The sequence below is a fragment of the Ferrovibrio sp. genome (genome assembly GCF_019636075.1).
Taxonomy (GTDB): domain Bacteria; phylum Pseudomonadota; class Alphaproteobacteria; order Ferrovibrionales; family Ferrovibrionaceae; genus Ferrovibrio.
Window position 1 is genome coordinate 60,721 of sequence record NZ_JAHBYG010000014.1, and the last position, 14,870, is coordinate 75,590.

Here is a 14,870-nt window from a genome sequence, read left to right on the forward strand (position 1 = left end):
ATGGCTATGCTGGCAACCGGCCTGGTTGCCGTGCTTTGCCTGGCAATACGCATCCTGTTTGCCCCCAGCGCCATTTCGTTGCTGTATTGGTCGCTCTCGCATTTCGCCTTGGCAATCGGCGGGGCGATTCTCACCCTGCATATCTATTGGCATCCGCTGCCGATCATCCTGCTGGGCGTGGCCGCACTGATGCAGCAGATTTTTGCCTGGTTTCTGCTCTATGGCGTGCGCTCGCAACTGGGCTTGAGCGCCGATTGGCGCCAGGCGGTGCTGTTCAGCCTGCTCTGCACCGTGGTTTCTTTCGGGTTTTATGCGAACCTGCCTTCGATGCGGGCAGCCCCGGCCTTCGGCATGCAGGCGGCCTTGTTGGCTTTTGCCGGATTGCTGATGATCCGCCTGCAGCGTTCGCGGCTATATGGCTTCATCGGCATTCTGCTGCTGCTGCGCGCCGCCAATTCTTTGGTATTTCTGGTTTTCGCCGTGATGCAGGGCGAATCGGCAACGCCGGTATGGCCGGTGCTGGCCTCCATGGTGGTGAACCTGCTTTCCGGCATCGGGCTGGCCCTGTTGCATCTGGATGAAATGCAACGCGCCAACCTTGCCGCCGAACGCGAGAAGCTGGATGCGCTTGCCTTGTTGCGCACGGTGATCGACACGATCCCGGCCATCGTGCATTTCAAAGATACCGAACTGCGCCATGTGATGATGAACAATTATGCGCGAACGATGTTCGCCGAATATACCAGCGATCCGATCGGCAAACGATTTAGCGACATCGCCGACACCCCGGCAGTGGCGATGGTTGAAACCTCCGACCGCCGGGTGCTGCGAAGCGGCATGCCGGAAGATTTCGCCGAATCGCCCTGGACCTATCCAAGCGGCCGGCAGGTGATCTGGTGGGTGACCAAGGTGCCGCTGCGCAGCGACGAAGGCATGGTGCGCGGCGTGGTGACCGTGGCGCTGGACATCACTCGGCTGAAGGAAGCCGAGGCGCGGCTGATCGAAGGCATGCAGGTTGCAGAGCGTGCCAACCGCGCCAAAAGCAGCTTCCTGGCCAATATGAGCCACGAATTACGCACGCCGCTGAATGCCATTATCGGCTTTGCCGAAATGCTGAGCGCCGGCTATGGCGGCGCCGTCAACGAGAAGCAGCAGGCTTATGTGCAAAATATCCATACATCGGGCCAGCATCTTCTGGCACTGGTGAACGATATCCTCGATCTCTCGCGAATCGATGCCGGGCGGCAAAAGCTGGAGCCGGAAACCCTGTCGTTGGACGAAATATTCACCGAGGCGGTTTCAATGACCCGCCCGGCTGCTGATGCCGAGCATGTGCAACTGATCTATTCGCCTACCAATCTGCAATGCCATGCCGATCGCCGCGCATTGATGCAGATCCTGCTGAACCTGTTGAGCAACGCGGTGAAGTTCAACCGCCCGGGCGGTTCGATCACGCTGGAAGCGCGCGCCGATGGCGATAGCGTGATGATCGCGGTGAGCGATACCGGCATCGGCATGAGCGAAAGCGAACAAGCGCGCGCCTTCCAGCCATTCGAACGCGGCGAAGCTTTCATGGTGAGAACCAAGGCCGGTGCGGGCCTTGGGCTTGCCATCGTCAAGAGCCTGGTGGAATTGCATAATGGCAAGCTGCGCCTGCAAAGCCGCCCCGGCCATGGCACGCGGATCGAAATCCATCTGCCAGGCAAGGCCTGACGCTGAAAAACGCGGCTTTTGGCAAAGCCTGCAACTTCGTGACAGCCATCACTGCATGGGTGACCGGGCCGGTTTATGTTGTCACCATCGAAAGCGGCGGTGGAGCTGGCTCCTGTCCCCCCTCCCCCCCTGATACCCGGCTCCGCCGCCGCCGAGATCCTGATGACCTCCCGCCGTAAAGATTTTTGATTGTCGTGCGTAGGTTAAGTTGATTCCTCCCCTGCCTTGAAGGGCGGCGCCTTCCCACGGTGCCGCCCTTTTTCTTTTTGCCACGCGCTTTTCGGCTGGCTGGCATGGCCCTTTACAAATCCCTGCGGATTGGCGAGGGATAGCTATGCCGATTGTCGTTTCTCCGCCCATTCCGCCCGGCTTTGTCCGCGCAAAATCCGCATCGCGTTTTTTTACCGGCCTGGGGCGTTTCTATATACGCGAACAGCCGGAGGGCCATTCGGTTCATAACCTGCCGGTTTATGGCCTGCATGTAAGGCCCAAACACAGCAATCGTCACGGCACCGGCCATGGCGGGTTTCTCGCCACGCTGGCCGATAGTTTCATGGCCGGCTTTGTCAGTCTGGGCTTCAACGGCCGCCGCATGGTGACCACCGATCTCAAGATCAAGTATCTGCGCCCGGCCAGGATCGGCCAATGGCTGGAAGGCCATTGCATCGCCATGGCGCAGAAGGGCGATTATGTGGTGGTAACCTGCGATCTGATGGCCGAAGGCAAACGCATCTGCCGCGCCGAAGCGCGCTTCAAGCTGCTGGCGCCCTGATCCCGTCTGGCAATACGGCAAAATACAGCGCGGGTTCCGCCGCCATACGGCTGCGATGCTCGCGGATGGTATCCAACAGCCGCCACTGCGCCGTACAGCCTTCCGCCGAAAGCGTGAGATCGAGATAGCCGCGCCGCCCGGTATCGCACCACAGCATGCCCGGGCTGGATGCACGCATCAATGCCGCCAGATCGGCAGGCGGCAACGGCACGGATGTTTCCATGCCCGGCGAGGTGACCGCCGGCGTGGCGCATTCGATGAAATGCGGGCCATGGGCAAAGGCCCAGGCATTATGGGTGTCGCCGCTGAGCATCACCACGCGGCGACCGGGCCTGCCGGCCTGATCCAGCAGCCAGCGCCGTTCGGCCACATAGCCGGGCCAGGAATCCCGCGAGGGGGAGATCCCGCGCATATGCAGATCGGCACTGCGGGCCAGGCCGCTACGCAGGGCCTGGCTGGCGCTTTCGGGCAATTTTTCCACCACGGCCGGCGGATAGCGCCGTTCGCCGAACACGATCTGCTGCGCCAGAATCTGCCATGTGGCGCCGCGCCGGGCCGAGGCTTCCAGCCCGGCGGCCAGCCAATCCTGCTGCCGGCTGCCCAGCAGATGGCGGTCGGGTTTTTCCAGCGCGGCGCGATAGCCATCCAGCGCTGCCAGATAGGCCGGGCTGCCGGGCGGATTGTCGATCAATCCGCGCGGCAATGCCGCCGGGGCATCGCGGCCCTCGATGCGGGTATCCAGCAGCAACAGATCGGCCAGATCGCCCAGCTTCACGCTGCGATAGAGATGCTCTGCATCGCGGATCGGCAGCCATTCGTAATAAGCCTGACGCGCCGCCGCGCGCCGTGCATTCCATTCGCCCTCAGTGGCCGCCTGGTGATTCTGCGCACCGCCGCGCCAAGCATCATTGGCGAATTCGTGATCATCCCACACTGCCATCATGCTGTGGGCGGCATGCAACGCCTGCAGATCGGGATCGCGGCGATAGAAAGCATAGCGCTGCCGGTAATCAGCCAGCGCCACGATCTCATGATCCGGTTGCAGGCCTTGGCGGCCCGGCGCGCGCTGGGTCGGCGAGGGATAGGCCTTGTCGCCATATTCGTAGATGTAGTCGCCTAGATGCAGCAGCAGGTCCAAATCCTCGCGCGCCGCCGCATGACCATAGGCGTTGAAATACCCGAAGCCGATATTGGCGCAGGAAAACACCGCCAGCTTCATCGTCCGCCGGCCAATGGCCGGCAAGGTGCGGCCCCGGCCAATGCCGGACAGGACACCATCGGACGCGCGAAAGCGGTAATACACCCTGCTATCGGCAGGCAAACCGCCGGCCACCGCCTTGGCGCAATAATCCCGCGCCGGATCGGCCCGCACGCTGCCGCGCGCAATGATGCCAGTAAAACCGGGATCAGTGGCCACTTCCCATTGCAGGGTTGCCGCCTGACCATCGGTCGGCAGATAGCGGGTCCAGAGCAGCAGGCTGCTGGCATCGGGATCGCCGCTGGCTAGGCCATGGGTGAAGCCGGATTGCACGGCATGAGAGGAAACCGGAGCTTTGTCGCCGGCCGAAACGCAACCCGCCAGCGCCCCCGCCCCACCCAGCGACAAGGGCGAGGCTACCGCCAGGAATTGCCGCCGCGATATGCCGCCACTCTTCTTCCGATTTCCTGCTGCCATCTTGCCGGTTGCCCGCTGTCGCCTGCCAACGGCGCCAGCATGGCATGCTGGCAGGCAAGTTTCCATATCGAAACCGAAACCGCAGCAAGGGCAGAAAAGTACAAATATTTGTGCTTCCGGAGGGTTTCTTTTTCCGGCCAATACGCAACATTAGCGCCGTAGTTTTTTCGAGAGAATGGGGAGCCTTTCATGACCGCAGCCAATGGCCGCAAAGCCGATCATCCTATCAGCAGCCAGTTTCTGCAGCGCTGGTCGCCGCGCGCCTTCACCGGCGAGGCGATTCCCGAGGCGGAATTGAACATCATCCTGGAAGCCGCGCGCTGGGCGCCGTCCTCCTACAATTCGCAGCCCTGGCGCCTGATCTATGCCCGCCGCGACACCCCGCATTGGAACACCCTGTTCGGCCTGCTGAACGAAGGCAACCAGGCCTGGGCGAAGAATGGTGCCGCGATCATCGTGATCGCCTCCAAGGCCGGCTTCATCGGCCCGAACGGTGCCGAGATGACTTCGGCCACGCCGTCTTACGATAGCGGCGCCGCCTGGGGCTATCTGGCGCTGCAGGCCTCCCTGTCCGGCTGGGCCGCCCATGGCATCATCGGTTTCGACCGCGACCGCGCCAAGACCGAATTGAAGCTGCCGGCCGAATATCATGTGGATGCCGGCGCGGTGATCGGTCGTCAGGGCGACAAGTCGATCTTGCCCGAGGTGTTGGCCGCCCGCGAAATCCCCAATGCCCGCAAGCCGTTGAGCGAAATCGCCTTCGAAGGCGTTTTTAAGGGCTGAGGCTGCACAAGGCGGCGAGACGGTCCCGCGGGATCGTCTCGTAACCGCCATCGGCAAACCCGCCGGTGCCGACAAGATGCGGCACAGAGCGGCCATTCCAGGCCACGCCGCTGATCCAGGTTTGCGCACACAGCACCTGGATGCCATGGCGATTGCAGGCCAGCGGCAGGCATACCCGACGACTGACCGCATAGCCATCCGCATCCCAGCGAAACTGGCTGGCGGCATAAACCGGATGGCCCTGACGCGTCAGGGCATAGAATTCTTCCAAATACTGCCGATAGCTGCCTTGAGCGGTTTCCGCCGTGGTGCGGCCGGTGAAGTCATAGCCGTAGCGATCCACATGGGCGCCACCGACCAGGCGATAGCGCATGGCCGTGCTGCCCGGCACCGGTTCTGCCAGCAGCAGATAGGGCCAGACCGCGCCAGAAAGTAACAGCGGATCGAATGCAGTGCGCTCAGGCATCTGCCGGCCATCGCAAAGCCGATGCCAGACCCTGGCGGTTTCCACCAGGATAGGATCATCGGCAAAGGGCAGCGCATCATCCATGGCGCCATGATAGAAGAGCGCCGCAGATTTGGCGCGATATTTTTTAAAGATGCATAACCTTCAGGCGAAGAGGGCCACCATCTGGCGGGCCGCCGCCACGCGCTGGCCGGCCGCATTCCAAAGCTCCATCCCCTGCAGCGAATAGCCATGCGCCGCCTGCTCGCTATACGACCGAAGCAGATACCAATCGCTGGCGGCCACCGGCTGAAACAGATCGATGCTCCAGGTCATGCTGCTGATCGGGGCGAAGGCCTTGAACTGGATCATGGCTGCCGGCGGCGGGGCATCGGCCAACGCCAGCAATGCCACGATGGGATCGAGGCCGGCATTATCGAGATGCCGCACCCAGACCATGAAATCCGGCACGCCTTCGCCCGATACCGGCCGCTTGCCGGCGGCCAGCCTTACATCGAGATTTTGGAAAAAGCTGGGCCTGAAAACATCCGGGTCGGCATAAACCGGGCAGGCATCGGGGGCAGGCACATCCGGCCGTGTTGAAAAATCATGGGCGACGCTGCTCTCGCGGCCGGCGCCATAGGTGAAGATCGAACGCGCCGCAATACCGGTTTCGGCCCGGCTATCGGCGGCAGAGAGGCAATCCACACCGACGATGGCGCTGGATTTGCCTTGGCGCAGCAGGGCCGGCGTGAAACGCAACAGGCCGGATGCCGGACCGATGAACGCCACCTGAGCCGAACGCAGCACCGGCAGGCCTGGTAACGCCTTCAGCGCCACCTGCGCCGACAAAGCCGTGGTCATGCCGCCATAAAGCGTGCGGCCCTGCGACCATTCCGGCGGCGCCTGCAGCGAGAACACCCCGGCCTCTGCAACGAAACCATCGATGACGGACCGCAATGTCGGCATGACGCATCTCCCGCAACGAACCTGTGTTGCCCGCCATTTATGCCGATGCCTTCCAGGCAGACAAGCGCGAACGAAAAAGGCCGGGCAAAAGCCCGGCCTTTACGTAGCGTCCCGTTAGGGGATGGATTTAGTCGTCCTGGCCTTCAGTGGACTCGGCACGCGGCTTGTTCGACAGATCTTCGCCGGTTTCCTGATCCACCACCTTCATGGACAGGCGCACCTTGCCGCGTTCGTCGATGCCCAGCACCTTGACGCGGACTTCCTGGCCTTCCTGCACCACATCGGCCGGCTTGTTGACGCGACGCGGCGCCATTTCCGACACATGCACCAGACCATCGCGGTTGCCGAAGAAGTTCACGAAGGCGCCGAAATCGACGAGCTTCACGACCTTGCCCTTGTAGATGGCGCCCACTTCCGGCTCGGAAGCAATCGACTTGATCCAGTTGATCGCCATCTCGGACGCGGCGGAATCGGTGGACGCCACCTTGATCGTGCCATCATCCTCGATATCGATCTTGCAGCCGGTCTTCTCCACGATCTCGCGGATCACCTTGCCGCCGGAACCGATCACTTCGCGGATCTTGTCCTTGTTGATGGTGATCACGGTGATACGCGGGGCGGTTTCCTTCACGCCCGAGCGGTTTTCGGTGATCGCCTTGGCCATCTCGCCCAGGATATGGATACGGCCATCCTTCGCCTGGTTCAGCGCCACCTTCATGATCTCTTCGGTGATGCCGGCGATCTTGATGTCCATCTGCAGCGAGGTAACGCCCTCAGACGTACCCGCCACCTTGAAATCCATGTCGCCGAGATGATCCTCGTCGCCCAGGATATCGGACAATACGGCGAAGCGTTCGCCTTCCAGGATCAGGCCCATGGCGATACCTGCCACCGGCGCCTTGATCGGCACGCCGGCATCCATCAGCGACAGCGAGGTGCCGCAGACGGTGGCCATCGAGGACGAGCCGTTGGACTCGGTGATTTCCGACACCACGCGCAGGGTGTAGGGGAATTCGGTCTTGCTGGGCAGCAGCGGATGCACCGCACGCCAGGCCAGTTTGCCATGGCCGATTTCGCGGCGGCCCGGCGAACCCATGCGGCCGGCTTCACCCACCGAATAGGGGGGGAAGTTGTAATGCAGCAGGAAGGATTCGCGGTATTCGCCTTCCAGGGCATCGATGATCTGCTCGTCCGAACCGGTACCCAGCGTGGTGACCACCAGGGCCTGGGTTTCGCCACGGGTGAACAAGGCGGCGCCATGGGCGCGCGGCAGCACGCCGGTTTCGCACACGATGGGGCGCACGGTCTTGGTGTCGCGGCCATCGATACGCAGGCCGGTATCCAGGATGTTGAAGCGCACCACCTTGGCTTCCATTTCCTTGAAGGCGTCGCTCACATCCACCGGATTGGCGTCGGAGCCTTCGAACAAGGCCTTGGCCTTCTTCTTCACTTCGCCGACCTTGGCGTAGCGGGCCTGCTTCACCTTCTCTTCATAGGCAACGCGCAGCTGCGCCTCGATACCGGATTCTTCCAGCTTCTTGTAGGCGGCCTCGTAACCGGCGCGGTCAGACAGCGGCATCGGTTCCTTGGCGCAACGCTCGGCCAGGCCGATGATGGCCTCGATCACCGGCTGGAAATGCTGATGGCCGAACATCACGGCGCCCAGCATCACGTCTTCCGGCAGCTGCTGCGCTTCGGATTCCACCATCAGCACGGCCTTGCCGGTGCCGGCGACCACGAGATCGAGGGTGCTTTCCGGCAGCTGCTTCAGGCTGGGGTTCAGCACATACTGGCCATTGATATAGCCAACGCGCGCAGCGCCGACCGGGCCCATGAAGGGAATGCCCGAAATGGTGAGAGCGGCGGAAGCGCCCACCAAGGCGGCGATATCGGGATCGTTCTCCAGGTCATGCGCCAGCACGGTGGCAACCACCTGGGTCTCGTTGCGGAAGCCTTCCGCGAATAGCGGGCGGATCGGGCGGTCGATCAGGCGGGAGACCAGGGTCTCCTTCTCGCTCGGGCGGCCTTCGCGCTTGAAGAAGCCGCCGGGGATCTTGCCGGTGGCAAAAGCCTTTTCCTGATAGTTCACGGTGAGCGGGAAGAAATCCACGCCCGGCTTCGGCGACTTGGCGGCAACGGCGGTGCACAGCACGGTGGTTTCGCCATAGGTGACCATCACGGCACCGTCGGCCTGACGCGCGACCTTGCCGGTTTCGATGGTGAGCTTGCGCCCACCCCACATCAATTCGGTCTTGTGAACATTGAACATCGTCTTTTCGTCCTTCCCAGGGCATGCATCCCAATGATGCTGCCCATGCAGGGCGGCGCTCTTCGCCGCCTTCAAATACCGCAAGCGGGGCCCATCCCCGCCGGCGGTCGATGCCAGGCGCCTAAACGAAAAGCCCGGCCAGCACTGGCGCATCCCGATGGGGATGCGACAAGACTGAGAACCGGGCTTTGGTAGCAGGAGCCATGGCGTGGTCGCCGCCGCCGCACAGGCGGAAAACGGCGACCTTCATGCTTACTTGCGCAGGCCGAGGCGCTGGATCAGCGCGGTGTAACGCGGGGCGTCCACACGCTTCAGGTAATCCAGCAGGCTGCGCCGCTTGGAAACCATCATCAGCAGGCCGCGGCGGGAATGCACATCCTTGCCATGGCCCTTGAAATGGTCGGAGAGATTGTTGATGCGCTCGGTCAGCAGGGCAACCTGCACTTCCGGCGAACCGGTATCGCCAGGCTTGGTGGCGTATTCGGCAACCAGCGTCTTCTTGCGCTCGGCGGTAATCGTCATGGTACTTCACTCCGCGACATCGGGGTTATAGGAAGATCTGGGTTGAACACCCGGACCGGCCGTAATTCATCGTCGACCAGCAGTGCCAGTCCGATGGCCTTGCCATCGGCTTTCACCACCAACTCGCCATCCTGAGCATCCGGCAAGCCCGCTCGGGAAACCCGCAAACTCTGGCCGTGGCGGAAACGCTCGGCCTGGGGGCCGGTCACAACCAGGGCCGGGATGTCGTCCAGCGCGGTTTCGATCGGCAACAGGTATTCCTGGGCGGCGCCGTTTTGGCATAGTTCGGTCAGCGAATCCAGCGAAAACGCCTGGGAAATATCGAATCCGCCCACCCGCAGACGGCGCAGGCTGGTCACATGGGCAAAACAGCCCAGCTTTTCGCCGATATCCCGGGCCAGGGCGCGGATATAGGTGCCCTTGCCGCAGGCCACCTCGAAAATGGCGGAATCCCGGTCAGGACAATCCACCAAATCGAAACGGTCGATCCGTACCTGCCGGGGCGCCAGTTCCACGGTTTCGCCGGCGCGCGCCAGATCATAGGCCCGGGCGCCATCCAGTTTCAGCGCTGAATAGGCCGGCGGGCGCTGCATAATCTCGCCCATGAAGCCCGGCAGCAGGGCGCGGATGGCGGCTTCGTCCGGGCGCGTGTCGGATTGCGCCACCACCGGACCTTCGCGGTCGTCGGTACTGGTGGCTTCACCCCAGCGCGCCGTGAAACGGTAGATTTTGCTGCCATCCATCACATAGGGCACGGTCTTGGTGGCTTCGCCCAGCGCGATCGGCAGCAGGCCGGTGGCCAGCGGATCCAGCGTGCCGCCATGGCCGGCCTTGGCGGCCTGGGTGAGCCAACGCACCTTGCCCACCGCCTGGGTGGAGGTCATGCCCTCGGGCTTATCCAGCAGAATCCAACCGCTGAGCGGCCGGCCTTTGCGCTTACGGCTCACTTAAGCGTCCGCTTCGTCGTCTTTTTGCAGATCGGCGCGCACGTCCGGCCGCTGCAGCACGGATTCGATGCGGCTGGCGGTATCGAAACTGGTATCCCGCTTGAAGCTGAGCGTGGGTGCGAAACGCAGGTTGATCTCGGACGCGACGAGGGTGCGGATATAGGCCTGGGCCCGATCCAGCGCCTTCAGCACCGTATCGGTATCATCGCCTGCCCCCGCTGCACCGGTGAGCGGCATCACGAAAGCCGTGGCGTTCTTCAAATCCGGGCTGACCCGCACTTCCGTCACGGTGATGACGGCGCCAGCCAGATCGGGATCGCGGAAATGCGCCCGCCGCAGCACATCCGACAGGATATGGCGGATTTCCTCGCCTACCCGAAGCTGGCGCTGACTGCGTCCGCCCGTGGGGCTATCGCCCCCACGTGATGAGCCGCGTGATGGTTTGCGCATGCCGCTTCCTCCAGCGTCAGAGCTGGCGGGCTACCGTCTCGAGTTCGAAACACTCGATCATGTCGCCCTGCTTGATGTCGTCGTAATTCTCGAACGACATACCGCAATCCATGCCCTGCTTCACTTCGCGCACATCGTCCTTGAAACGCTTCAGCGTGGACAACTGACCCTCGTGGATCACCACGTTGTCGCGCAACAGGCGAACCTTGGCTCCGCGCTTGACCAGGCCTTCGGTGACCATACAGCCGGCCACCTTGCCGATCTTGGTGATGTTGAATACCTCGCGGATTTCCGCATAGCCCAGGAAACGCTCGCGCACCGTAGGCGCCAGCATGCCCGAGAGCAGGGCCTTCAGATCGTCCAGCACGTTGTAGATGATCGAGTAATAGCGGATATCCACGCCATCGCGCTCGGCCAGGTCACGCGCCTGTTTGGAGGCACGCACATTGAAGCCGATGATGGCGCCGCCCGATGCAGCGGCCAATGCGATATCGCTTTCGTTAATGGCGCCGACCGCGCCATGCAGCACGCGCACCGCAACTTCCTCGGTGGCCAGCTTCTGCGCCGAGCCCAGGATGGCTTCCAGCGAGCCCTGCACATCGGTCTTGATGACGATGGGCAGTTCCTTGGCCTCGCCGGCCTTGATCTTGGAGAACATCTGCTCGAGCGTGCCGCGATTGCCGGCGGCGGCGCGGGCATCGCGCAGCTTGCGCTGGCGGAACTCGGCCACTTCGCGGGCGCGGGCTTCGTTCTCCACCACCATGAATTCGTCGCCGGCTTCGGGCGTGCCCTGCAGGCCCAGCACTTCCACCGGGGTGGCGGGGCCGGCCTCGACCACGTTCTTGCCCTTGTCGTCGATCAGGGCGCGCACGCGGCCATAGGCATTGCCGGCCACGAACACATCGCCCACATGCAGGGTGCCGCGCTGTACCAGCACGGTGGCCACCGAACCGCGACCGCGCTCCAACTTGGCTTCAATCACCACGCCATCGGCGCGACGATCCGGGTTGGCCTTGAGATCGAGGATTTCGGCCTGCAGCAGGATCTGCTCTTCCAACTGATCCAGGTTGGTCTTGGCCTTGGCCGAGACTTCCACCGCCTGCACTTCACCGCCCAGTTGCTCCACCACGATGCCATGCTGCAGCAATTCGCGGCGCACCTTGTCGGGATTGGCGCCCGGCTTGTCGCATTTGTTGATCGCCACCACGATCGGCACCTTGGCCGCCGTGGCGTGATGGATGGCTTCCACGGTCTGCGGCATCACGCTGTCGTCGGCCGCAACCACCAGCACCACGATATCCGTGGCCTTGGCGCCGCGCGCACGCATCTGCGTGAAGGCCTCATGGCCGGGGGTATCGAGGAAGGTGATCGCCTTGCCAGACTTCAGATGCACCTGATAGGCGCCGATATGCTGGGTGATGCCGCCGGCTTCGCCGCCAGCCACATCGGTCTGGCGCAAAGCATCGAGCAGCGAGGTCTTGCCGTGATCGACATGGCCCATCACGGTGACGACCGGCGGACGCGGCAGCAGCACGCTGTCGTCGTCGGCATCTTCCACCAGGCCGATTTCGATATCGGATTCCGCCACGCGCTGCACGCGATGGCCGAATTCGGAAACGATCAGTTCGGCGGTATCGGCGTCGATCACCTGGTTGATGGTGGCCATCACGCCCATTTTCATCAGCGCCTTGATCACATCGACGCCGCGCTCGGCCATACGGCTGGCCAGTTCCTGCACCGTGATGGTTTCGGGCACCACCACATCGCGCAGCACCTTGGTCGGCGCCAGGGCAGATTGCTGCATCAGGCGCTTTTCGCGCTCCACGCGGCGGCGGAAAGATGCCACCGAGCGCACGCGCTCGTTTTCATCCAGAGCGGTGCTGATCGTCAGCTTGCCGCGCCGGCGGTCGTCGCCGCCGCGGGTTTTGCTGGGGGCGGGACGCGCGGGCGCGACCTTGCCGGGTGCGCCACCGGCGCCGCGACGGCGCGATGCACCCTCTTCGTCATCCTCCGCTTCCGCCGCACGGCCAGGAGCCGCGCTGGTGGCGGGATTGGCGGCCAGGGCAGCGGCAGCCTTTTCCTTATCGGCAAGCCGGCGAATGGCTTCGGCTTCGGCCTTCTTGCGCGCCTCTTCCTCGGCCTTCTTACGGGTTTCTTCCTCGGCGGCGCGCCGCGATGCGGCTTCGCGCTCGGCTACGGCACGCGACAGGTCGTCCTGCCGGCGACGCATGTCTTCTTCCGCCGCACGGCGCATTTCGCCAACGCGATTGCGCAACACATCGTCGCGCACGCGCTGCTGCTTTTCTTCCTCGGTCAGCGTCTTCAGCACCATGCCGGTGCCGCGCTGGGTGCTGGGCGCAGCACCACGCTGGGCGGTGGGGGCCGGGCCACGCTGCGGCGCGCGGCCGCTGCGATCGCCGGTGGCCGGTGCGCTCATGCGTGGGCCGCCGGGGCGAACATCGCCGGTGGCCGGCGCGCTCATGCGCGGGCCGCTGGCAGCAGCCGGAGCCTTCGGGGCCGCAGATTGCGAAGCAGCAGCCGATGTTTCGACACGGGCGGCCGGGGCCTGAGCCGCCGGAACCTGCGGCTGGCTGTCGCTGGCAGCCGGCTTGGCCGCTGCCTCGCGTTGGCGGGTTTCAGCCTCGCGAGCCTCCGTCTCGGCCTTGGCGGCTTCGGCGGCGGCAATCGCCTGGGCATAGGATGGGCGCTGCTGCACCTGCGGCGCGGCAGCATTTGCGCCAGCGGCCGGAGCGGCAGCCTGGCTCGGAACCTGGCCGGCGGTTTGCGGTGCGGCCTGAGCAGCCGGCTGCGATGCAGCCGGGGCGGCCTGACCTTGCGCGGCATCGGCTGCTGGCTTGGCGCCGCCCGGTGGCACGATGGTGCGCTTCTTGCGCACCTCCACCGCCACTGCCTTGCTGCGACCATGGCTGAAGCTCTGGCGGACCTGTCCGGCCTCCACAGTCTTCTTCAGCTCTAGCCGCTTCGGCCGCGCCGTCAGCTTATCCTTATCCTGCTCGTTCACGTCGCTCATACCAGTTCCGCTTCCGCCGCCGGGTCGTCTTGGCCCCGGCTTTTTCCATTTGCGCGACGACCGCCATGGCCGGCACGCTTACGCTTCTCACTCAACTCTCGAACCACCGGCTAGCCGGCCTTGCTCAACGCTCGATGCCGGCCAAACCGGCCAAACCAAATTCCGCCAGGGCCAGGCGCCGCATCAGCGGCGTTTCACCCTGCTTGTTCTGCGCAGGCACAACGCGCCCCCGCAAATCCGCACACCAGGCGCGGTAATCCTGCTCCCACGCAGCCAGAAAATCCGCTTCCAGCCGCACCATCCGCTTTGCCGCCCGGGCCAGAGCCCGGCGCTCGGCGGATTTTTCCTCGCCCAAGCGGACCAGCAAGGCCCGCTCCGGCTTCAACCACAAACCCCGGCCGCCCAGCGCCCGGCGCGGATCGGCAAGCAATCGCCCATCCGCCTCGATGCGAAACCGGATCAGCCGGTCCGGCGGCAGACGTTCGCCCGTAAGGGCGCAACGCCGGGTCGCCGGCTCCGTCTTACTCGGCCGAGGCGCCATCCGCCGCCTCGTCGGCGAACCAATGCTCGCGCGCCGCCATCACGATGGCATTGGCGTCGTCGGCGCTCATCGCGTCCTCGCCGACGATTTCGCGCAACTCGTCGCCGGCCAGATCGGCCAGATCGTCCAAGGTCTTCACGCCCTTCTCGCCCAAAGCGGCCAGCATGGCGGGGCTGAGGCCGGCGATTTCCGCCACCTCGTCCGCCACGCCCAATTCGCGGCGCTTCTCGTCGAATTCGGCATTGCGGCGCTCGACATACTCGACCGCGCGATCGTGCAGTTCCTGCGCCAATTCGCCATCGAAGCCCTCGATATCGGCCAGCTCTTCCAGCGGCAGATAGGCGAGTTCTTCTACATTGGCGAAGCCTTCGGTCACCAGCAGCTGGGCGATGGTTTCGTCCACATCCAGCGCGTCGATGAAGAGCTGGCTGCGCTCGCGGAATTCCTTCTGGCGGCGCTCGGATTCTTCTTCCTCGGTGAGGATGTCGATATCGAAGCCGGTAAGCTGCGAGGCCAGGCGCACATTCTGGCCGCGGCGGCCGATGGCGAGCGACAGCTGATCGGTGGGCACCACCACTTCCACGCCGGTGGCTTCTTCATCCAGCACCACCTTGGCCACTTCGGCCGGGGCCAGCGCATTCACGATGAAGGTGGCCGGATCGGGCGACCATTTGATGATGTCGATCTTTTCGCCCTGCAATTCATTCACCACGGCCTGCACGCGGCTGCCGCGCATGCCGACGCAGGCGCCGA

13 protein-coding genes and 1 pseudogene are annotated in these 14,870 nt (G+C 63.9%); 3 read left to right on the forward strand and 11 right to left on the reverse strand.

All coding sequences use genetic code 11. The features are described from left to right. Complete coding sequence (locus KF827_RS08415; protein WP_291003336.1) at positions 1 to 1,713, forward strand: PAS domain-containing sensor histidine kinase; 1,713 nt, start codon at positions 1 to 3, stop codon at positions 1,711 to 1,713. 334 nt (positions 1,714 to 2,047) lie between these two features. Further along, positions 2,048 to 2,485 carry a PaaI family thioesterase gene (locus tag KF827_RS08420; protein WP_291003339.1) on the forward strand — a complete coding sequence of 146 codons (438 nt, stop codon included), beginning with the start codon at positions 2,048 to 2,050 and terminating at the stop codon, positions 2,483 to 2,485. Here KF827_RS08420 and KF827_RS08425 read toward each other — a convergent pair. Further along, positions 2,466 to 4,160, reverse strand: coding sequence for an alkaline phosphatase D family protein (locus KF827_RS08425; RefSeq protein ID WP_291003342.1), 1,695 nt, complete (start codon positions 4,158 to 4,160; stop codon positions 2,466 to 2,468). The two genes, KF827_RS08420 and KF827_RS08425, sit on opposite strands and share 20 nt — an antisense overlap. 189 nt (positions 4,161 to 4,349) lie before the next feature. Here KF827_RS08425 and KF827_RS08430 point away from each other — a divergent pair, with 189 nt between their 5' ends. Beyond that, the gene (locus KF827_RS08430; RefSeq protein ID WP_291003345.1) at positions 4,350 to 4,943 is read left to right on the forward strand and encodes a nitroreductase family protein; all 594 of its coding nucleotides are present in this window, start codon (positions 4,350 to 4,352) and stop codon (positions 4,941 to 4,943) included. Here KF827_RS08430 and KF827_RS08435 read toward each other — a convergent pair. From KF827_RS08435 to KF827_RS08475, 10 genes and pseudogenes are all read right to left on the reverse strand, one after another. Then, on the reverse strand, positions 4,933 to 5,493 hold the full coding sequence (locus KF827_RS08435) for a hypothetical protein (protein WP_291003348.1): 561 nt from the start codon (positions 5,491 to 5,493) through the stop codon (positions 4,933 to 4,935). The genes KF827_RS08430 and KF827_RS08435 overlap by 11 nt on opposite strands. 60 nt (positions 5,494 to 5,553) lie before the next feature. Beyond that, complete coding sequence (locus KF827_RS08440; RefSeq protein ID WP_291003351.1) at positions 5,554 to 6,357, reverse strand: thioesterase family protein; 804 nt, start codon at positions 6,355 to 6,357, stop codon at positions 5,554 to 5,556. A 127-nt stretch (positions 6,358 to 6,484) separates the two neighbouring features. Beyond that, positions 6,485 to 8,626: a polyribonucleotide nucleotidyltransferase gene (gene pnp / locus KF827_RS08445; protein ID WP_291003354.1), complete on the reverse strand. Its 2,142-nt coding sequence runs from the start codon at positions 8,624 to 8,626 to the stop codon at positions 6,485 to 6,487. 252 nt (positions 8,627 to 8,878) lie between these two features. Continuing rightward, complete coding sequence (gene rpsO / locus KF827_RS08450) at positions 8,879 to 9,148, reverse strand: 30S ribosomal protein S15 (protein ID WP_291003357.1); 270 nt, start codon at positions 9,146 to 9,148, stop codon at positions 8,879 to 8,881. Further along, a complete protein-coding gene (gene truB, locus KF827_RS08455; RefSeq protein ID WP_291003360.1) occupies positions 9,145 to 10,095 on the reverse strand; it encodes a tRNA pseudouridine(55) synthase TruB in 951 nt (316 codons plus the stop codon). The genes rpsO and truB overlap by 4 nt, the downstream gene beginning before the upstream one ends. Then, positions 10,096 to 10,545, reverse strand: a complete 450-nt coding sequence (gene rbfA, locus KF827_RS08460) for a 30S ribosome-binding factor RbfA (protein WP_291003363.1) — start codon at positions 10,543 to 10,545, stop codon at positions 10,096 to 10,098. It lies immediately after the preceding gene. 16 nt (positions 10,546 to 10,561) lie between these two features. Then, a complete protein-coding gene (gene infB / locus KF827_RS08465; RefSeq protein WP_367273129.1) occupies positions 10,562 to 13,027 on the reverse strand; it encodes a translation initiation factor IF-2 in 2,466 nt (821 codons plus the stop codon). 396 nt (positions 13,028 to 13,423) lie between these two features. Then, positions 13,424 to 13,576: pseudogene (locus tag KF827_RS19530) on the reverse strand (translation initiation factor IF-2 associated domain-containing protein); the annotation flags it as partial. 124 nt (positions 13,577 to 13,700) lie between these two features. Then, complete coding sequence (locus KF827_RS08470) at positions 13,701 to 14,117, reverse strand: DUF448 domain-containing protein (RefSeq protein WP_291003369.1); 417 nt, start codon at positions 14,115 to 14,117, stop codon at positions 13,701 to 13,703. Then, positions 14,098 to 14,870: transcription termination/antitermination protein NusA (locus KF827_RS08475; protein ID WP_291003372.1), on the reverse strand; the 773-nt coding region annotated here is incomplete at its 5' end. The genes KF827_RS08470 and KF827_RS08475, both read right to left, overlap by 20 nt.